Consider the following 18,541-nt stretch of genomic DNA (forward strand, 5'->3'; position numbering starts at 1 on the left):
CACGGCCAAACGATTTGATCTATGGTTGTGCCTTAATTTGAAGCCGCAGTTGCAACCCTGAGCCTTGATGGCGATTGCACGCCGTGGAGGTACCCGATGAAGTTTCCCTATGGCCTGAGCGATTTCAGCACGCTGATTCAGGACGGTTACTGGTATCGGGATCGCACCGACCGCCTTGCATCCATTGAGGACGCGGGGCGGCAGCTGATCTTCCTGCGCCCGCGCCGCTTCGGCAAGAGTCTGCTGTTGTCGATGCTGGAGCATTACTACGACCTGAACCGCGCGGCGCAGTTCGAGACGCTGTTCGGCGGCCTGGCGGTCGGACGCGATCCGACTCCGCTGCACAATCAGTATTACGTGATGAAGTGGGACTTCTCACTGGTGCCGTCGCACGGCGAGGTGCCCGATATCGAGGCCGGGTTGCACCAGCATCTCAACGATCGCATCAGCGCCTTCCAGCAACGCTATGCCCATCAGTTCACAACCCCGATCCGAATCCATCCCGACAACGCGATTTCATCCTGGGAGTCAGCGCTGTCGGCGGTCTCGCAGACGCCCCACAAGCTCTATCTCCTGATCGACGAATACGACAACTTCGCCAACGAGGTGCTGATGGCCGACCGCGACGGCAGCCGCGACCGCTATCAGGCGCTGCTCTATGGCGAGGGCTTGCTGAAGACGGTCTTCAAGTCCGTCAAGGCCGCCGCCGGCGGCCTGGGGCTGGATCGGGTCTTCATCACCGGCGTCTCGCCCGTGGTGCTGAGCGATATGACCAGCGGCTACAACGTCGGCGAGCACATCGATCAGGATCCGATGTTCAACGATCTCTGCGGCTTCACCGAGGCCGAGGTCGAGGCGGTGCTCGTCCATCTGGCCGCCGAGGGCGGCGACTGGTCGCCGGGCGAGGCACTGGCGACCATGCGCACCTTCTACAACGGCTATCGCTTAGCCCGCGCGCTCTACAACCCGACCCTGAGCCTCTATTTCTTCAAGGCGCTCCAGCGCGAAGGCGGCGCCCCCCGAGCAACTGCTCGACGAGAACCTGGCGATGGATCGCGGCAAGCTGGGCTATATCGCCGAACTGCCGCATGGCGAGGATCTGCTGATCGAGGCCCTCACCGGCGATGATCGCGTGATCATTCCGCAACTGGCACGCCGCTTCGGGGTCGCGGATGTGCGCAACGCCGTCAAGGATCAGCCCTTCATGGCGTCCCTGCTCTATTACTTCGGCATCCTCACCCAGACCGGGCGCACCGATTTCCTGGAGACGATCCTCAACATCCCCAATCTGGTCGCCCGCTCGCTCTATGTCGAACGCTTGCAGGAACGCTGGCCGGCGACCTACGAAGACAAGACCCGTGTTCCCGAACTGCGCAAGCAGGTGTTTCGGACCGGCGATCTGACCCCGCTGGTCGCCTTCATCGAAGACCGTTATTTCCCGATCCTGTCCAATCGCGATTATCGCTGGACGAACGAACTGATGGTCAAGCTGGCCTTCCTGACCCTGCTGTTCGATGACCGGCTCTACATGCTGATCTCGGAGACCGAGATGGACCACGGCTATGTCGATCTGAGCCTGATCCGGCGCCTTGACCGGCGCACGCTGCCGGCACTCGATCTGCTGCTGGAGTTCAAATACGTCGGCCTGCAGCAGATCACGCTGACCGGCGAGCAGGTGCGTGCCAAGACGATGGACGAACTGGCGTCCCTGTCGGTCGTGAAACGGGAGTTACAGACGGCCGCCGAGCAGGCACGCCGCTATGGTCGCGCCTTGAGCGAGCGCTACGGCCTGAGTGATCTGCGCCTGTATGCCGTGGTCGGCGTCGGGCTGGAGCGGGTGGTGTGGCAGGCGCTGTGAGCCGCCGCGCCGGCGGATCCTGGACGGCAATCCGTGGCCATACCGAGGCTCAAGTCTCGGTCGCGCGCGTCCCGATCACGACGCCGAGGATATGCACGTCATCGCCCTGTGGCTCGTAGAGCACGCGCAATCCCTGGGCACCGTATTCGCGCATCCCTTCGCCTTGCCCAGACGTGCGTCGCTGATTGAGCGTGGACCGGGTGAGCAGTCGCTCGGCCCCCTGAAAGACCTGCTCCACCAGTCGCCGTGCCTGGATGGCCGAATCGCGGGCGACGAAGGCGGCGATGGCCTCGATGTCGTCGAGCGCTGCGCGCGACCAGATCAGCTCTCCAGCCATCGGTCCAGCCGTTGCTTGGCTTCGTTGTTGAGATAACCGCGTCCCAGGGCGATGTCCTCGCGTCCGCGCTCGGCCTTCTCCATCACATAGAGGTGATACTGGATGTCCTCCAGGGTGCAGTCGTCGGGCAGTTGGCGCAGCAGTTCGGTCACGGCCTGCTTGGCGTTGCGCTGGACAGGAGTTCGTGTGGGCGGCGAAGGCGAGGACAAAGGCGTTCCTGATTAGTTACGAACCTCAGCAGACTCGTCTCTTCTAGTCTACACTCTCAGTAGATGCCACTCACCGGAGACAGCTGATGCCTCAGAACACGATTCAGTTTCAGAAAGGCTTGAGTTTGCCGGAGTTTCTCCAGAACTACGGAACCGAGGACCAGTGCAAACAGGCCCTTGAACAGTGGCGTTGGCCGCAAGGCTTCGTCTGCCCGAGCTGCGGACACGCGGGTGAGCCGGTGCGCTTGCGCACGCGGGCGCTGTTGCAGTGTCGCCACTGTCATCATCAAACCTCACTGATCGCCGGAACGATCTTTGAGGCGACCAAGTTGCCGCTGACGACCTGGTTTTCGGCGATGTTTCTGCTGACACAGCAGAAAAACGGGATCTCGGCCCTGGAGCTCAAACGGCATCTGGGCGTGTCCTATTTGACGGCGTGGCGGGTTAAGCACAAATTGTTGCAAGTCATGAAAGAGCGCGACGATCAAACGCCGCTCAGCGGCGTCATCGAGGTCGACGACGCCTACTGGGGCGGCGAGCACCACGGGGGCAAGCGCGGGCGCGGCTCACCGAACAAGGTTCCATTCATCGCCGCGCTCTCGTGCGACGAGGACAACCACCCCATCGGCCTGCGCTTGGGTAAAGTCGCCGGCTTCCGCAAAACCGAGGTCGAACGCTTCGCCAAGCGCCACTTTGACCCCAGCGCCCTCATCCGCACGGATGGATTGTCCTGCTTCAGCGTCATCGCCGCGGCCGGATTCGAGCACCAGCCGATCGTCACCGGCGGCGGCCACCCCAGCATGGAGATTCCTGAGTTCCAGTGGCTCAATACCGTGCTGGGCAACGTCAAAAACAGCCTGCAAGGCTCCTACCATCATCTCAGCGGCAAGCATCTGCCGCGCCACCTCGCCGAGTTCTGCGATCGCTTCAATCGCCGCTTCGACCTCGCCGCCATGCTGCCGCGCTTGGGCAAAGCCGCGGTGCGTACACCCCCAATGCCGCATCGCCTCCTCAAACTAGCTGAGCTATGTTAATAATCAGGAAGGCGTTTGGCTGCGAACACCAAGGCGAACGTCGTCGGGAATGTCCATACCAAAGAACCCCAGGGTTTCGAGTCGTGAAGCGCGTGAATCGGCCCGGCCGTTTCAGCCGCCCGTGACCGGCGGGAAGAAGGCGACCTCCTGTCCGTCCAAGATCGGCGTCTCGGGGCGTGCCAGTTCCTGTTCGACCGCCGCCAGCACGGTTTCCTCGCCGCCGAGCGCTTCGGCCCAGACGCCGCCGCGTGCGCACAGATGCCGGCGCAGCGCGTCGACGGTCGCGGTATCCGCCGACCAGTCGAGCTGTTCTTCGCTGGTGTCGAGCCGTTCGCGCAGACGCGCAAAATAACGTATCCGAATCATAGCGCCCTCCGGACTTCCAAATCAGTGCAGCAAGTCGCTGAACGGCAGGAACTCGACCGGATCGCCGCGCTCGACCACCCGTCCCGGCTGGAGCTGAACCAGACCATCGGCCCAGGCGACCGAGGACAGCACCGCCGAGGAACGGCTGGGATAGACCACCGCTTCGAGTTCACCATCGGCCCCGCGTTCCAGACGCGCGCGCTGGAATTCGAGTCGCTTGTCCGGGCGCGGCCAGTCGAAACCGGCGCGAACCTGGAGCGGACGCGCATCCGGTTCTCCCGCCACACCCTGCATCCGCCGGATCAGCGGTCGTGCGAACAGCACGGCGGTGACGAAGAGTGAGACCGGATTGCCGGGACAGCCGAGCAGCGGCGTGCCCTGGACCTCACCGAAGGCCAGCGGCTTGCCGGGACGGATCTTGACCTGATGGAGTTCGAGCCGCCCGAGTCGCTCGACGGCGGGCTTGATGTGATCCTCTTCGCCGACCGAGACCCCGCCGCCGGCGATGATCAGATCCGCCTCGCGCGCGCCGCGTGCCATGGCCGCGACGGTCGATTCGAGATCGTCGGCGACGATGCCGAGATCGACGACCTCACAGCCCCAGGTCTGCAACAGCCCCATGAGCATGAAACGGTTGGAGTTATAGATCTGACCGGGGCCGAGCGGCTGACCGGGCAACACCAGTTCGTCGCCGCTGGAAAGCATCGCCACGCGCAGCCGACGACGCACCACGAGTTGCGCCACGCCGACCGAAGCCGCCAGACCCAGATGCGCCGGCGTCAACCGCGTACCGGCCGCGATGACCTCGGCACCGGCCCGGATGTCCTCACCCGCACGGCGGACGTTGGCGCCGGCCTTGACATCGAGCGGAATGCGCACCTGTCCGTCGGACGCTTCGCACACCTCCTGCACGACCACCGTATCCGCGCCCTCGGGCACGGGCGCACCGGTGAAGATGCGCGCCGCCGTGCCGGGCGCCAGCGGTTCGCCGACCGCGCCGGCCGGGATGCGTTGAGCGACCGGCAGCCGACCGTCATGCGCAGCCAGATCGGCGTGCCGGACGGCATAACCGTCCATGGCGCTGTTGTCCCAGCCGGGCACGTCGATAGTGCTCATGACCGGCTCGGCCAATACGCGCCCGAGCGCCGATTCGAGCGCCAGGGTCTCGGTGCCGTCGATGGGCGAGACGCGCGCCGTCAGAAAGGCGACGGCCTCGTCCCTGGTCAGGGTCTTGCCGCCGGTCGCAACCGGCGCACAGTCGTTGGGTCGATCCATCATCGCTCCAATAAACGCGGAATGAGTTGAGCGAAATTGCAGGGTCGGGTGCGGATGTCGAGTTGCGGCTGGAGGATGCGCTCCCAAGCCGTGCGACAGGCCCCGGTCGAGCCGGGCAGACAGAAGACGAAGGTACCGTTGGCCAGCCCGCCGAGCGCGCGCGACTGAAGCGTCGAGGCGCCGATCTCCTCGAACGAGACCTGCCGGAACAGCTCGCCGAAGCCTTCGAACTGCTTGTCGAGCAGGGGCACGATGGCCTCGGGGGTGCTGTCGCGTCCGGTCACGCCGGTTCCGCCCGTGCTCAGGATCACCTCGATCCCGGGATCGGCGATCCAGCGCGAGAAGACCGCGCGTAACTGGTAGACGTCGTCGCGGACGATCTCGCGCGCGACGACCTCATGTCCGGCCGCCTCGGCGCGCTCGCGCAACAGCCGACCGGAGGTGTCGCCGGCCTCGTCCCGACTGTCCGAGACGGTCAGGATCGCCAATCGCAGCGGTCGGAATGGCTGCTCGGTGAAATGCGTGTTCATGAGTGAGTTCCCCTGACGGCCGTCGGTCTCAACGCAGCCGGCTGATGTCGCGCACCGCGCCATGCGCCGCACTGGTGGTCATGGCCGCATAGGCTTTGAGCGCGCTCGACACCACGCGCTGACGCGACACCGGCTGCCAGGCATTCGGCCCCTTGGCCTCCATCGCCTGACGGCGGGCGGCGATCTGATCTTCACTGACCGCGAGATGGATACGCCGGTTGGGAATGTCGATCTCGATGCGGTCGCCTTCCTCGACCAGGCCGATGAGTCCGCCTTCGGCCGCTTCGGGCGAGATATGACCGATCGACAGCCCCGAGGTTCCGCCCGAGAACCGCCCGTCGGTGATGAGCGCACAGACCTTGTCCAATCCCTTGGACTTGAGATAGCTGGTCGGGTAGAGCATCTCCTGCATCCCGGGTCCGCCCTTGGGGCCTTCGTAGCGGATGACGACGATGTCGCCGGGCCGGATGCGGTCGGTGAGTATCGCGGAGACGGCGTCTTCCTGGCTCTCGAAGATCCGCGCCGGGCCGCCGAAGGTCAGGATCTCGGCATCTACACCGGCGGTCTTGACGATACAGCCGTCCTCGGCCAGATTGCCGAACAGCACCGCGAGACCGCCGTCCTGGCTGTAGGCATGTTCGCGGTCGCGGATACAGCCGGCGGCGCGATCCAGATCCACGGACCATTGTGCGTCCTGGCTGAAAGCGACCTGAGTCGGGATGCCGCCGGGCGCGGCGCTGAAACGCGCGTGCGCTTCGCTGTCCTGACTGCGCCCGATGTCCCAGCGCGCCAGCGCCTCACCCAGGGTCGGGCTATGCACGGTATAGGTGTCGGTATGGAGCAGTCCGGCGCGCTCCAGTTCACCCAAAATCGCCAGCACACCACCGGCGCGATGCACGTCTTCCATGTGATATTTCTGCGTCGCCGGAGCGACCTTGCACAGATTCGGCACCTTGCGGCTCAGACGGTCGATGTCGGTCATGGTGAACGCGACCTCGGCCTCGCGCGCGGCAGCCAGCAGATGCAGCACGGTGTTGGTCGAGCCGCCCATGGCGATGTCGAGACTCATGGCGTTCTCGAAGGCGGCGAAGTCGGCGATCGAACGCGGCAGCACGCGCGCGTCGTCCTGTTCGTAGTAGCGGCGCGTCAGCTCCACGATCAGCCGTCCGGCTTCCAGAAACAGATCGCGGCGCTTGGCATGGGTGGCCGGCAGCGAGCCGTTGCCCGGCAGACTCAGACCCAGCGCCTCGGTCAGACAGTTCATCGAATTGGCGGTGAACATGCCCGAGCAGGAGCCGCAGGTCGGACAGGCCGAGCGCTCGATCTGGGCGACGTCCGCGTCACTCTCGTTGGGGTTGGCGGCGGCGATCATGGCATCGACCAGATCCAGATGCACCTCGCCCTCGGCACGCTTCACCTTGCCCGCTTCCATCGGTCCGCCCGAGACGAACACCGCCGGGATGTTCAGACGCAGCGCGGCCATCAGCATTCCGGGCGTGATCTTGTCGCAGTTGGAGATACAGACCATGGCATCGGCGCAATGGGCGTTGACCATGTACTCGACCGAGTCGGCGATGATCTCGCGCGAGGGCAGGGAGTAGAGCATCCCGTTGTGACCCATGGCGATGCCGTCGTCGATGGCGATGGTGTTGAATTCCTTGGCCACGCCGCCGGCCGCCTCGATTTCGCGTGCGACCAGTTGGCCCAGATCCTTCAGATGCACATGACCGGGGACGAACTGGGTGAAGGAGTTGACGACGGCGATGATGGGTTTGTCGAAATCGGCGTCGGTCATGCCGGTGGCGCGCCACAGGGCGCGCGCGCCGGCCATGTTGCGGCCATGGGTGCTGGTTCTGGAGCGGTACTGGGGCATGATCTGACTGACCTCGGGGCTGATCGAAGTCGCTCAGTATATCGCCGCCGGCTGCAATCCTTGAACACTTTGGGATCGTGATCATCGCGAGGGCTTGACGATTTTCAAGCCGGCCAAGGTAATATCCCGTTCGAGGCGTGCAGCAGGTGGTGGAGCGCGCCTACGGCTCCATGGTCATCCACCAGCGCGACCAGAGCGATGTCATCGAAGCCGGTCGCCTCATCCTCAACAGCATGCAGGCCAAGCAGGACGACCGCCAACCCTGCCGGGTCCAGTGGTCGGAGATCATCCGCGGCATGACCCCGGACCACACCGTCCTGATCAACCGCCAGGAGCGACGCGGCTCCATGATCCTGCCGGGCCAGAGCATGTTCATCCCGGAAACCGAGCCGGCCGGCTATCTCGAGCGCACCAAGAGCCCGGCAAACATGGCCCGCGCCATCTCCACTACGATGTGCGTTTTCTGATCGAGATCGACGACCATCTGCCCATACCCGGCAACGACGAGTCACACGATGTCATCACCGTCAGTAGGCGGGTGCCGGTAGGGATGTTACGTGTATCGACCGGTCAGGCGAACAGTTGGGCGGCATCGTCCACGCGCGCAGCGGCCAGGAGCCAGCGTTTGAGTTGCTCCCGGTCGCGGCAGTCGAGAATGCGTGCGCAGTCGGCCTCGTCGAGGTTCAGGCCACGGCCGGCCAGCAGGGTGAGGATCGAGTCGGCCATGCCTCGTTCGATCCCGGTAGTCCGTCCTTCCTCGCGAATCGCCTCGATGCTCTCGTAGCCGGCACGTTGCAGCAGGTTGCGCAGCATGACGCGATGACTGGCGTCGCGATCATAGAGCGCTTCGACCGGTACCGGATTGCGCAGGATGCCCGGAGCGGTGAGCACATCACCGGGGCCGAGCACCTGCACCGGCTGTTTGGGGCGGCGGACCTCGACGCGCCTTGGGCCGATCAGGCGCACCACCCAGACCTGCTGGGTGCCCTGGTCGAGCAGTTCATTGATCTTGTCTTCCAGCTCCTGCTCGTCCTGTCCGGGTCCGGCATATTCGACCGCCAGCGGCGGCACGCCGGGGATCCAGCCGCGCTCATCGCCTGCTGCCGCCACGGCGATATCGGGTGCGCGCAGTGTCCCGCTCGCTGGAGTGAAGCCGGCATCGACGCCGGCCCATTCCACGTCCGGGTCGGTCTCCAGCACCTCGCCGCCCAATAGATGGCACCCCGAATGCTCGCGTCCGGCGGGCGCGCAATAGATCGGATGGCCGTTGCTCAGTTCATAGCGATCGCCCTCGCGTAACTGATCGACGCGAAAGGGACCGTGTGTGGTCGCGCGTGGCTGGCTGGGCATCGCTCGGATCCTCCGTCGAGTCGCTAGGTGGAGATCCTGAGTATAAACCGCCGCCGTCGCGACAATGGCCGCAACGTCACGACAGGATCTCGAGCGCGGATCGGAGAGGCGATCTCAGTGCGGAATCAGGAATTCGAGTAGCGCCTTCTGGGCGTGTAGCCGATTCTCGGCCTCGTCCCAGACCACCGAACGCGGGCCGTCGATGACCGAGGCCGCGACTTCCTCGCCGCGATGGGCAGGCAGACAGTGCATGAAGATGGCGTCGGCGCCGGCCTGGTCCATGATGGCGTCCGTGACCTGATAGCTGGCGAACGCGGCCTTGCGCCGCTCCTTCTCCTCTTCCTGACCCATGCTGGCCCAGACGTCGGTGGCGATCAGATGCGCGCCCTCGGCGGCTTCGCGCGGATCGCGCAGGATGGTGCAACGACCGCCGCAGGCATCCAGCAGGTCGCTGTCCGGATCGAAGCCTTCGGGGCAGGCCACACGCAGCTCGAAGTCGAACAGTTGCGCCGCTTCCATGAAGGAATGGCACATGTTGTTGCCGTCGCCGATCCAGGCCACGCGCTTGCCCCGGATGTCGCCGCGATGCTCGTGGAAGGTCTGGAGATCGGCGAGCATCTGGCAGGGATGACAGCGGTCGGTCAGGCCGTTGATCACAGGGACGCGCGAGTGGGCGGCGAACACCTCCACCGTCGTCTGCTCGAAGGTGCGGATCATGACCGCATCGACCATGCGCGAGATGACCCGCGCGCTGTCCTCGATCGGCTCACCGCGTCCGAGCTGGGTGTCGCGCGGCGAGAGGAAGAGCGCATGACCGCCGAGCTGGACCATGCCGGCCTCGAAGGATACACGGGTGCGGGTCGAAGACTTCTCGAAGATCATCGCCAGCGTGCGACCGGCGAGCGGCTTGAAGTCCTGGCCGGCGGCACGCATCCGCTTGAGTTCGGTGGCGCGCGCGATCAACGCTCGGGCCTCGTCCAGGCTCAGATCGAGCAGGGTGAGGAAATGCCGGCAGTCTGTCTGTTGGGTGGCCATCGGAAGCTGTCTCTAACGGGGTCGTCTTCAGGCGTCGCCCAAAAAGCCCTGGATGAGTCCGGTGAGGGCGCCGACCAGTTCGTCGACCTGAGCGCGGTCGATGATCAGCGGCGGCAGCAGCCGGATCACGCGCTCGGCGGTGACGTTGATCAACAGTCCGGCGTCGAGCGCCTGACCGACGAGCGCGCCGCACGGGCGGTCGAGTTCGATGCCGACCATGAGACCACGTCCGCGGATGTCGACGACGCCCCGGGTCTCGCCCAGCGCCGCGCGCAGTGCGTCGAGCAGATAGGCGCCCTGGACTGCGGCGTTCTCGGTCAGGTTTTCGTCGATCAGGGTCTCCAGCACCGCGCGCCCGACACGACAGGCGAGCGGATTGCCGCCGAAGGTCGAGCCGTGCGAGCCGGGCGAGAACACCTCGGCCGCCGCGCCGCGCGCCAGACAGGCGCCGATCGGCATCCCGTTGCCCAGCCCCTTGGCCAGCGTGACCACATCGGGCCGGATGCCCGCGTGCCGGAAGGCGAACAGCCGTCCGGTGCGGCCCATGCCGGTCTGGATCTCGTCGAGCATCAGCAGCCAGCCCGAGCGGTCGCAGAGTTCGCGCAGCCGGACCAGATAGTCGTCGGACGGCAGACGGATGCCGCCCTCGCCCTGGATCGGCTCGATCAGGATGGCGACGATGTTGGGCCGGTTGGCCGCCGCCGTCTCGATCGCGTCCAGGTCGTCATAGGGCACGCGCACGAAGCCCTGCACCAGCGGCTCGAACCCGGCCTGGACCTTGCGGTTGCCGGTGGCCGAGAGCGTGGCCAGGGTGCGGCCGTGGAAGCTGTTCTCGGCGACCAGGATCGCCGGGTTATCGATGCCGCGCCGATGGGCGTGGAGCCGTGCCAGCTTGATCGCCGCCTCGTTGGCCTCCGCGCCCGAGTTGGCGAAGAAGACGCGGTCCATCCCGGCCTGTTCGGTCAGGAGCGCACCCAGGCGTTCCTGCTCGGCGACGCCGTAGAGGTTGGAGGTGTGGATCAGCCGCCCGGCCTGTTCACAGAGCGCATCGCGCACGGCCGGATGGGCGTGTCCCAGACCGCAGACGGCGATTCCGGACAACGCATCCAGATAGCGCTTGCCGTTGGTGTCCCAGAGCCGGACGCCTTCGCCCCGGTCGAAGGTGACGGGGAGGCGATTGTAGGTGGCCATCAAGGGTTCGCTCATGGCGCAAAGACCCCGATCGAGCTTTCAGAATGAAATAAAAAAGGCGGTTACCCCGCATGGGAAACCGCCTCTGTGTATAAGGCGAAGTGGGCGAATATAACGCGATATTTACATGCTTGACAAGGAGCGATGCTTCGATTCGCGTGGTTCAGGCGCCGTAGTTGGCGGCAACGAACTCCCAATTCACCTTGTCCCAGATGCTTTCGAGGTACTTGGGACGGGCGTTGCGATAGTCGATGTAGTAGGCGTGTTCCCAGACGTCGACGGTCAGGAGCGCGGTCTTGCCCGAGGTCATGGGGGTGCCGGCGTTGGAGGTGTTGAAGATCTCGATCGAGCCGTCGGCGTTCTTGACCAGCCAGGTCCAGCCCGAGCCGAAGTTGGTGGCGGCCGACTGGGCGAACTGCTTCTTGAACTCCTCGAACGAGCCGAACTTGGCGTCGATCGCCGCCGCCAGCGCACCGCTCGGGGCGCCGCCGCCGTTGGGGCTGAGACAGTTCCAGTAGAAGGTATGGTTCCAGACCTGTGCGGCGTTGTTGAAGAGGCCGCCCGAGGACTTCAGGACGATGTCCTCCAGACTCATGTCGGCGAACTCGGTGTCCTTGATCAGGTTGTTGAGGTTGGTGACATAGGTCTGGTGATGCTTGCCGTAGTGGTACTCGATGGTCTCGGCCGAGATCACCGGCTCCAGGGCGTTCTTCTCATAGGGCAGGGCGGGCAGTTCGTGCGTCATGGTCGTCAGGTCTCCTGCGTTTTAGCGTGGGATCTTGGGTTTGGAGGGCTGAGCCGGACCGTTCGCGTGAACGGCATCAGCAGCACAGCCATCCATGATGAATGCACCGTCACCATGCGGCCGACTCGCCGTTTTTACAACCATCCCCGGTCGGCGATTCGGCTATCCTCTTGGCGATAGTCATCGGATCACTTGGCGGGAGAAGACCTCAAATGTGCGGTATCTGTGGCGAGCTGCGGCTCGATGGCGCGCCGGCCGACCTGGACGCGGTCGGACACATGATGGCCGAGCTGACGCGGCGCGGTCCGGATCATGGCGGCAGTTACAGCGACGGGGCGCTGGCTTTCGGGCATCGGCGGCTGGCGATCATCGATCTGTCGGTGCGCTCCAATCAGCCGATGGTCGACGCCGAGCTGGGGCTGGCGCTGGTCTTCAACGGCACCATCTACAACTACCGTGCGCTGCGGCGCGAGCTGGAGTCGAAGGGCTATCGCTTCTTCTCCGAGGGTGACAGCGAAGTCATCCTCAAGGCCTGGCACGCCTGGGGCACCGATTGCGTCGAGCGGCTGCACGGCATGTTCGCCTTCGCGGTCTGGGACGCCAATCGGCGCTCACTGTTCCTGGCGCGCGACCGCTTCGGCATCAAGCCGCTCTACTGGTCGGAGCAGGGGCGCGTGCTGCGCTTCGCCTCGAATCCTCAGGCGCTGCTGGCCGCCGGCGGCGTGGATACGCGGATCGATCCGGTCGCGTTGCACAACCTCTTCACGCTCCATGCCGTGGTTCCGGCGCCGCGCACCATCCTCCAGGGGGTGCGTAAGCTAGCACCTGGACATTGGTTGTTGATCGAGGCCGATGGTCGCCGCACCGAGCGCGCCTATTGGCGTCTGACGGCCCAGCGTCCCGAGTCGCCGCTGTCCGAGGGCGAATGGCTGGAGTCCATCCACGCCGCCCTGCGCCACGCGGTCAAGATTCGCAGCGAGGTCGCGGACGTCCCGGTCGGGGTGCTGCTCTCGGGCGGACTGGACTCCAGTCTGCTGGTGGCCCTGCTCGCCGAGGCCGGTGTCGCGGATCTGCGTACCTTCTCGGTCGGCTTCGAGGACACGCCCGAGGAAGCCGGCAGTGAATTCGAATACTCGGATCTGGTCGTCGAGCGCTACGGTACGCGCCACCGCAAGTTCCTGGTACCCAACGACCAGGTGCTGACGCGGCTACCCGAAGCGATCGACGCGATGGCTGAGCCGATGTTCGGTCAGGACGCGGTCGCCTTCTATCTGCTTTCCGAACAGGTCTCGCGCGAGATCAAGGTGGTGCAGTCGGGGCAGGGCGCCGACGAGGTCTTCGGCGGCTATTTCTGGTATCCGCGCATGATGGCCGAGACCGGCGGCTCGCCGCTGGAGCGCTTCGCCAAGCACTATTTCGACCGCGATCACGACGAATATCTGCGCATGATCGGCGCGGACTACGCAGGCGAAGATCACACCTCGCCCCTGATCGCCGAGCGTCTGGCCGAGCCGGACGCCGACACCTTCATGGATGCCGTGCTGCGACTGGACGTGACCACCCTCATCGTCGACGATCCGGTCAAGCGCGTCGACAACATGACTATGGCCTGGGGTCTGGAGGCGCGCGTCCCCTTCCTCGACCACCAGCTCGTCGAACTGGCCGCGCGCTGTCCGCCCGAACTCAAGCTGCGCGAGGGCGGCAAGTATCCGCTCAAGGCGCTCGCCCGCGGACTGCTGCCGGACGCCGTGATCGACCGGCCCAAGGGCTACTTCCCGATGCCGGCGCTCAAATACGTGCGCGGGCCGTTCCTGGACATGATGCGCGACGTCCTGACCTCGCGTGCCGGCCGCGAGCGCGGTCTCTATCGCCAAGCCTATCTCGACCAGCTCCTGGCCGCGCCCGATATGCACCACACCCGCATCCAGGGCAACAAGCTCTGGCATCCGGCCCTGCTCGAACTCTGGCTCCAGCGTCACGTCGATTGAACCGGCGCCGGACGGGAGGATTTGAAAATCCGCCGGTTCGGCCCGATTCTGGGCCGGAGCATCATTCAACGACTATCGAGGAACCCCGTAATGGATGTCTTGGAACGTATCGGCGAGCAGGTCAAGAACAACCCGGTCGTGATCTACATGAAGGGTACGCCGCAGTTTCCGCAGTGCGGCTTCTCCATGCGCGCCGTGCAGGCCCTACAGCAATGCGAGGTGCCCTTCGCCTATGTCAACGTCTTGCAAGACCCCGAGATCTTCGAGCACCTGCCGCGTTTCGCCGACTGGCCGACCTTTCCGCAGATCTACATCGACGGCGAGCTGGTGGGCGGCTGTGACATCACGCTCGAACTGCACGCCGGCGGCGAGCTGAAGACGATGATGGAGCAGGCCGTCGCCAAGGCCCGCGCAGACGACGCCTGAGCGATCAACCCGAAACCTGGTCCGATCCCGCCACCACCTCGGTATTGCGCTCCCAGTAGCGCTCGGGATCGAGCTCGCGCCAGCGATTGACGACCGCGCAGAACAGCCGCGCGGTCTGCTCCGCGTCATAGACCGCCGAGTGCGCCTCGCTGTGCTTCCAGTGCAGTCCCGCCGCTCTGGACGCCTTGGCCAGCACGGTCTGGCCGAACATCAGTCCGCCGAGCGTGACGGTGTCGAAGACGCTGAAGGCATGGAAGGGATTGCGCTTGTAGCCGGTACGCTCGACGGCGGCCTTGATGAATCCCAGGTCGAAGTGCGCATTGTGCCCGACCAGGATGGCGCGGTTGCAGCCGGTCGATTTCACCACCTTGCGGATCGGGGTGAGGATGCGTTCGAGCGCGTCATGTTCCGAGACCGCATCGCGAAAAGGATGATGCGGATCGATGCCGTTGAAGGCCAGCGCACGCGGATCGATCTCCGAACCGACGAACGGCAGCACATGGCAGGCGAGCGTCGGCGCGGGTTCGAGTAGACCGTCGGGCCGTTGGCGGATGATGACGGCCGCGATCTCCAGCAGGGCGTGGCGCTGGGCATCGAAACCGGCGGTCTCGACGTCCACCACCACGGGCAGGAAGCCGCGAAAACGCCGCGCGATGCCGTTGGGGATGTGTTCCTGTTCTCTCATCGCCACAGCATAAGTGTGGGCGCGACGAATGCCAATGCTTTCGGTCGCGGAGCATCTCCGAAGGCGCTTCGCGCTGTGGTAGGATTCGGCCAGTTCATCGAGGAGATTCGCCGGGTATATGGGTATGGTGATGGGACGATCATGGGCGCGCACACTGGCTTGGCCGGTGGTGCCAATGCTCTTGCTGGGGTGCGCCTCCAAGCCCGGTCGCGAGGTCGATCCGCGCGATCCGCTGGAGCCTTTCAACCGGGCCACCTTCCGTTTCAACATGGATTTCGACAAGGCGTTCGTGCAGCCGGTCGCCCGGGGCTATCGGAAAGTGACGCCGGAACCGGTCGATCGCGGCATCACCAACTTCTTCAACAACCTCGCCGATGTCACCTCGGCGGTCAACAACGTCCTGCAATTCAAGATGTCGCGCGCCGGCAGTGATGTCGGGCGCCTCTTCATCAACTCCACCGTCGGGGTGCTGGGCTTCGTCGACGTGGCCACCAATGTCGGCTTGCCGAGCTACAAGGAAGACTTCGGGCAGACACTCGGTTACTGGGGGCTGGAGCCGGGTGCCTATCTGGTCACGCCTTTCCTCGGACCGAGCACCATGCGCGATGCCATCGGTATGGGGGGCGACATCGTCATGGACCCGCTGGTCAATCTCAAGAAGCATCAGGTGCACTGGGGACTGGTCGGGGTGCGCGTGATCGACCGGCGCGCGGATCTGCTGACGACGACCGAGATCGTCGAGGAGGCCTCCATCGATCTCTACAGCTTCGTCCGCGACGCCTATCTCCAGCGCCGTCAGACCCTGGTCCACGACGGCAATCCGCCGCGCGACGCCTCACAGCCCGACTTCTGGGACGAGGTCGAGTTCTGATCCACTCCCCGCATGACGAGTTCGCCGGCAGATCCAGTCCGGCGGCTCGTCGTCACGTGTCGGCCGAGGATCACTCGATCCGCCAGCCGATGGTCTCGCCGGCGCACATCGGAACCACCTGGCTGTCTCCGAACGCATAACGCTCAGGGAGCGTCCAGGAAGCGCGGATCAGTCTGATGCGCTCCTGGTTGCGGGGCAGGCCGTAGAAATCCGGTCCATGCCGGCTGGCGAAGCCTTCGAGCCGGTCGAGCGCGCCGGCCCGGTCGAAGACCTCGGCATAGGCTTCCAGCGCGGCATGAGCGCTGAAGATGCCGGCGCAGCCGCAACTGCATTCCTTGCTCCCAACGGCATGAGGCGCACTGTCGGTGCCCAGGAAGAAGCGCGGATGGCCACTGGTCGCGGCTTCGACCAGCGCCAGCCGATGGCGCTCACGTTTGAGCACCGGCAGGCAGTAGAAGTGTGGACGAATCCCGCCGGCCAGGATGGCATTGCGGTTGTAGAGCAGATGATGCGGCGTGATGGTCGCGGCCAGGGTCTCGGGGCCGGAACGCACGAAGTTCACGGCCTCGGCGGTGGTCACATGCTCCAGCACGATCTTGAGTCCGGGAACCTGATCGATGAGCGGGCGCAGCACCCGCTCGATGAACACCGGCTCGCGGTCGAAGATGTCGACCGCCTCGTCCGTGACCTCCCCATGCACCAGCAGCGGCATTGCGGCCGCGCGCATCGCCTCCAGCACCGGCTTGAGCCGGGGGACGTCGGTCACGCCGCTCTCGGAGTTGGTGGTCGCGCCGGCCGGATAGAGCTTGCAGGCGACCACCACGCCGCTGTCCCTGGCGCGCGCGATCTCGTCCGGGGTGGTGCGATCGGTGAGATAGAGCGTCATCAGCGGCGTAAAGCCGCTGTTCTCGGGAAGCGCGGCGAGGATGCGCGAACGGTAGGCGAGCGCCTGTTCGGTCGTCACCACCGGCGGCTTGAGATTCGGCATGACGATGGCGCGCGCGAATCGGCGTGCACTGAAACCCACCACATCGGCCATGGCCGCACCATCGCGCAGATGCAGATGCCAGTCGTCGGGGCGGATGATCTCGATCGAGTCGTTGTGCGGCATGGCTCAGTCCACCCAGGGTCCGGCGGCGACGATGACGCTACCGAAGCAGCGCGTGGTGGCGAGGTTGTAGAGGCCGTGATGGTCGAGCGAATGCTCGGTGGGACGACCAGAGACGCGCATGGTGGGCTGTTCCTAAAAACCTAAACAAAGTTGCTTATGGTGGTTTTAAGTGATTCGCTCTCCGTTGATAGCACCCGTGCGGGCGAGCAACTGGAGTCCGGGTTGAGCAGGACCAACCGGAGGCGCTCAGTCCGTGCCGGCAAGATCGCCTTGACCCGCTGGAACGGCGTGAACCGCTTGATGTCCGGGTCCGACAACCTCGCCGGCACGTTTCGCGCAGCATTCTCGTCAGCCTGCAACACAACCCCGTCGGAACAGTAAAACCGATCCCCTTTCCGCTTGCCGTCGAGACAACCGGTTCGGGAATCCATTTGCGATGTGTAAGCCGGATTAACGAGAACGACCGTCGAACCTCGACGGCTGGAAACGCTGTCAAGCGCTTCGGCAATGACGCCTTTCGTCCAGGCGGCGAGCCTGCGATTGACGTTCTTGCCGAAGGACTTGCCGGACATGGGGGCGGTGAGGTCTTCAGTCGCGATGACGGCGGCTTTATCGACGACGGTGTGAACGGCCTGAAAGACGGTGTCGCGAATCCGTGCTTGGGTCTGGTCCAGCTGCCGATCGAGCTTCCGGCGCCCGAGGTTGAAGCGGCGGATGTGCTCGCGCTTGCGCGGGTTGCGGGTGCGGTTGGCGATGGCGCGCAGTTTGGATCGGCGCCGGTACTTGGCTTTGAGCTTGTCGGAGGCGTCGGTGAGGAGCGCGCCCAGTTCCGGGCCATGGTGGTCGCCATCGGAATCGACCAGTACCTCGGAGTAGCCTTTATCGACGCCAAGGGTGCGCGCGCCACAGTCGTGCTTGACCTTGGCTTCAATCGTGTAGTGGACTTCGAGACCCGCGTCCTTGAGGATGATCCGCAGGGTGCCGGTCGGCTCGACCGTGGTGTTGAGTGGAATGGCGATCCGTTGGCCTTTGACCAGGCCGGGGATCTTGATCCAGGTACGCCCGCCGAGCTGAAACGTCGTGTAGCTGTCCGAGCGCACGATGATTTGATTGTGCGTGTGGTTGTGTCCGCGCTTCCATTCCCGGCGCATGATCCGGCGCAGATAGGGATCGCCGGTCCAGCCCCGGCCCTTGAGGGCGGCGAACAGGCGTTGTTGTTCGGCCTTATCCTGGGTATGACGCCGGAGGCGCCGCCGGGCCTTGACCTTGGCCGCTTCCAGGTTGGCCGTGATGTCGCCCTTGGCATCGCGCAGGGTTTCTTTCCAGGCATTGGCCGAGACCGGGAAGGTACGCCCGTCCCGCCGCCAGGCATCGCGAATCCGGCGATCCGACAGACCCACGCCACTGATCGACCCAAACCGCTGCCAAACCTCAGAGCGCACCTGCCCGAGCCGTCGCGCCTGTTCGCGCAAGGCCGCGAGCTTGCCTGGGTTCGGGTGCTTGGCGTGCAGAATGCGCGTGACGTTCATTCACACAGATCCTTTGGCTGATGGAGCGACAGACCCGCAAAATCCTCCTTGATGGACTGTTTATACTTGCGCATCCCGTACAGCCGACAACTAAAGGTATGGACGATCGCCATCAGGTCTTCGACCAT

At 64.8% G+C, this 18,541-nt stretch carries 19 protein-coding genes and 2 pseudogenes; 7 read left to right on the forward strand and 14 right to left on the reverse strand.

The features are described 5' to 3' along the window. Positions 1–96 precede the first annotated feature (96 nt). Entirely contained in the window at positions 97–1,128 is a 1,032-nt protein-coding gene (locus Atep_RS16980) for an AAA family ATPase (RefSeq protein ID WP_336511380.1), read from the forward strand. Further along, a complete protein-coding gene (locus Atep_RS16985) occupies positions 1,049–1,858 on the forward strand; it encodes a PD-(D/E)XK nuclease domain-containing protein (protein WP_336511381.1) in 810 nt (269 codons plus the stop codon). The genes Atep_RS16980 and Atep_RS16985 overlap by 80 nt, the downstream gene beginning before the upstream one ends. Positions 1,859–1,907: 49 nt before the next feature. Here Atep_RS16985 and Atep_RS04505 read toward each other — a convergent pair whose 3' ends face one another. Together Atep_RS04505 and Atep_RS04510 are read right to left on the reverse strand one after the other, a co-directional pair. Then, on the reverse strand, positions 1,908–2,195 hold the full coding sequence (locus Atep_RS04505) for a type II toxin-antitoxin system RelE/ParE family toxin (RefSeq protein WP_213380469.1): 288 nt from the start codon (positions 2,193–2,195) through the stop codon (positions 1,908–1,910). After that, complete coding sequence (locus tag Atep_RS04510) at positions 2,180–2,404, reverse strand: hypothetical protein (RefSeq protein ID WP_213381841.1); 225 nt, start codon at positions 2,402–2,404, stop codon at positions 2,180–2,182. Before Atep_RS04510 ends, Atep_RS04505 begins: the two co-directional genes overlap by 16 nt. A gap of 86 nt (positions 2,405–2,490) precedes the next feature. On the opposite strand from Atep_RS04510, the gene Atep_RS04515 reads away from it, so the two are divergent. Then, positions 2,491–3,438, forward strand: coding sequence for an IS1595 family transposase (locus tag Atep_RS04515; RefSeq protein ID WP_213380470.1), 948 nt, complete (start codon positions 2,491–2,493; stop codon positions 3,436–3,438). A gap of 111 nt (positions 3,439–3,549) precedes the next feature. Here the strand turns inward: Atep_RS04515 and moaD are convergent, their stop codons facing one another. From moaD to ilvD, 4 genes are read right to left on the reverse strand one after another with little or no spacing between them, the layout of a single operon-like run. Beyond that, positions 3,550–3,804 carry a molybdopterin converting factor subunit 1 gene (gene moaD, locus Atep_RS04520; protein ID WP_213380471.1) on the reverse strand — a complete coding sequence of 85 codons (255 nt, stop codon included), beginning with the start codon at positions 3,802–3,804 and terminating at the stop codon, positions 3,550–3,552. A gap of 21 nt (positions 3,805–3,825) precedes the next feature. Then, positions 3,826–5,079, reverse strand: a complete 1,254-nt coding sequence (locus Atep_RS04525) for a molybdopterin molybdotransferase MoeA (RefSeq protein WP_419467325.1) — start codon at positions 5,077–5,079, stop codon at positions 3,826–3,828. Next, positions 5,079–5,609, reverse strand: a complete 531-nt coding sequence (gene moaB, locus Atep_RS04530; protein ID WP_213380473.1) for a molybdenum cofactor biosynthesis protein B — start codon at positions 5,607–5,609, stop codon at positions 5,079–5,081. The genes Atep_RS04525 and moaB overlap by 1 nt, the downstream gene beginning before the upstream one ends. Positions 5,610–5,637: 28 nt before the next feature. Continuing rightward, positions 5,638–7,482 (reverse strand): dihydroxy-acid dehydratase, encoded by a 1,845-nt coding sequence (gene ilvD / locus Atep_RS04535; protein WP_213380474.1) that lies wholly within the window; start codon positions 7,480–7,482, stop codon positions 5,638–5,640. A 140-nt stretch (positions 7,483–7,622) separates the two neighbouring features. Here ilvD and Atep_RS04540 point away from each other — a divergent pair. Continuing rightward, positions 7,623–7,928 (forward strand): annotated as a pseudogene (locus Atep_RS04540) (hypothetical protein); the annotation flags it as partial. A 124-nt stretch (positions 7,929–8,052) separates the two neighbouring features. Here Atep_RS04540 and Atep_RS04545 read toward each other — a convergent pair. The 4 genes from Atep_RS04545 to Atep_RS04560 form a co-directional block, all read right to left on the reverse strand. Beyond that, the gene (locus Atep_RS04545; RefSeq protein ID WP_213380475.1) at positions 8,053–8,832 is read right to left on the reverse strand and encodes a Uma2 family endonuclease; all 780 of its coding nucleotides are present in this window, start codon (positions 8,830–8,832) and stop codon (positions 8,053–8,055) included. Between the two features lie 114 nt (positions 8,833–8,946). Continuing rightward, positions 8,947–9,867: an ornithine carbamoyltransferase gene (gene argF, locus Atep_RS04550; protein ID WP_213380476.1), complete on the reverse strand. Its 921-nt coding sequence runs from the start codon at positions 9,865–9,867 to the stop codon at positions 8,947–8,949. A gap of 27 nt (positions 9,868–9,894) precedes the next feature. Beyond that, positions 9,895–11,073 carry an aspartate aminotransferase family protein gene (locus Atep_RS04555; RefSeq protein ID WP_213380477.1) on the reverse strand — a complete coding sequence of 393 codons (1,179 nt, stop codon included), beginning with the start codon at positions 11,071–11,073 and terminating at the stop codon, positions 9,895–9,897. A 148-nt stretch (positions 11,074–11,221) separates the two neighbouring features. After that, positions 11,222–11,803, reverse strand: coding sequence for a superoxide dismutase (locus Atep_RS04560; RefSeq protein WP_213380478.1), 582 nt, complete (start codon positions 11,801–11,803; stop codon positions 11,222–11,224). A gap of 212 nt (positions 11,804–12,015) precedes the next feature. Here Atep_RS04560 and Atep_RS04565 point away from each other — a divergent pair, with 212 nt between their 5' ends. Together Atep_RS04565 and grxD are read left to right on the forward strand one after the other, a co-directional pair. Next, positions 12,016–13,791, forward strand: a complete 1,776-nt coding sequence (locus Atep_RS04565; protein WP_213380479.1) for an N-acetylglutaminylglutamine amidotransferase — start codon at positions 12,016–12,018, stop codon at positions 13,789–13,791. Between the two features lie 90 nt (positions 13,792–13,881). Beyond that, a complete protein-coding gene (gene grxD / locus Atep_RS04570) occupies positions 13,882–14,217 on the forward strand; it encodes a Grx4 family monothiol glutaredoxin (RefSeq protein ID WP_213380480.1) in 336 nt (111 codons plus the stop codon). A gap of 4 nt (positions 14,218–14,221) precedes the next feature. Here grxD and rnt read toward each other — a convergent pair whose 3' ends face one another. Next, positions 14,222–14,902 carry a ribonuclease T gene (gene rnt, locus Atep_RS04575; protein ID WP_213380481.1) on the reverse strand — a complete coding sequence of 227 codons (681 nt, stop codon included), beginning with the start codon at positions 14,900–14,902 and terminating at the stop codon, positions 14,222–14,224. Positions 14,903–15,077: 175 nt separating this feature from the next. Between rnt and Atep_RS04580 the strand changes: the two genes are divergently transcribed. Next, complete coding sequence (locus tag Atep_RS04580; RefSeq protein ID WP_236786488.1) at positions 15,078–15,773, forward strand: MlaA family lipoprotein; 696 nt, start codon at positions 15,078–15,080, stop codon at positions 15,771–15,773. Positions 15,774–15,843: 70 nt separating this feature from the next. Here the strand turns inward: Atep_RS04580 and pyrC are convergent, their stop codons facing one another. The 3 genes and pseudogenes from pyrC to Atep_RS16500 all read right to left on the reverse strand — a co-directional run. Next, positions 15,844–16,884, reverse strand: a complete 1,041-nt coding sequence (gene pyrC, locus Atep_RS04585) for a dihydroorotase (RefSeq protein WP_213380482.1) — start codon at positions 16,882–16,884, stop codon at positions 15,844–15,846. 140 nt (positions 16,885–17,024) lie between these two features. Then, positions 17,025–18,413: an RNA-guided endonuclease TnpB family protein gene (locus Atep_RS04590; RefSeq protein ID WP_213380483.1), complete on the reverse strand. Its 1,389-nt coding sequence runs from the start codon at positions 18,411–18,413 to the stop codon at positions 17,025–17,027. Further along, a pseudogene (locus Atep_RS16500) lies at positions 18,410–18,541 on the reverse strand (IS607 family transposase); the annotation flags it as partial. The pseudogene Atep_RS16500 and the gene Atep_RS04590, both read right to left, overlap by 4 nt.

This window comes from Allochromatium tepidum (genome assembly GCF_018409545.1).
In the GTDB taxonomy this organism is placed as follows: domain Bacteria; phylum Pseudomonadota; class Gammaproteobacteria; order Chromatiales; family Chromatiaceae; genus Thermochromatium; species Thermochromatium tepidum_A.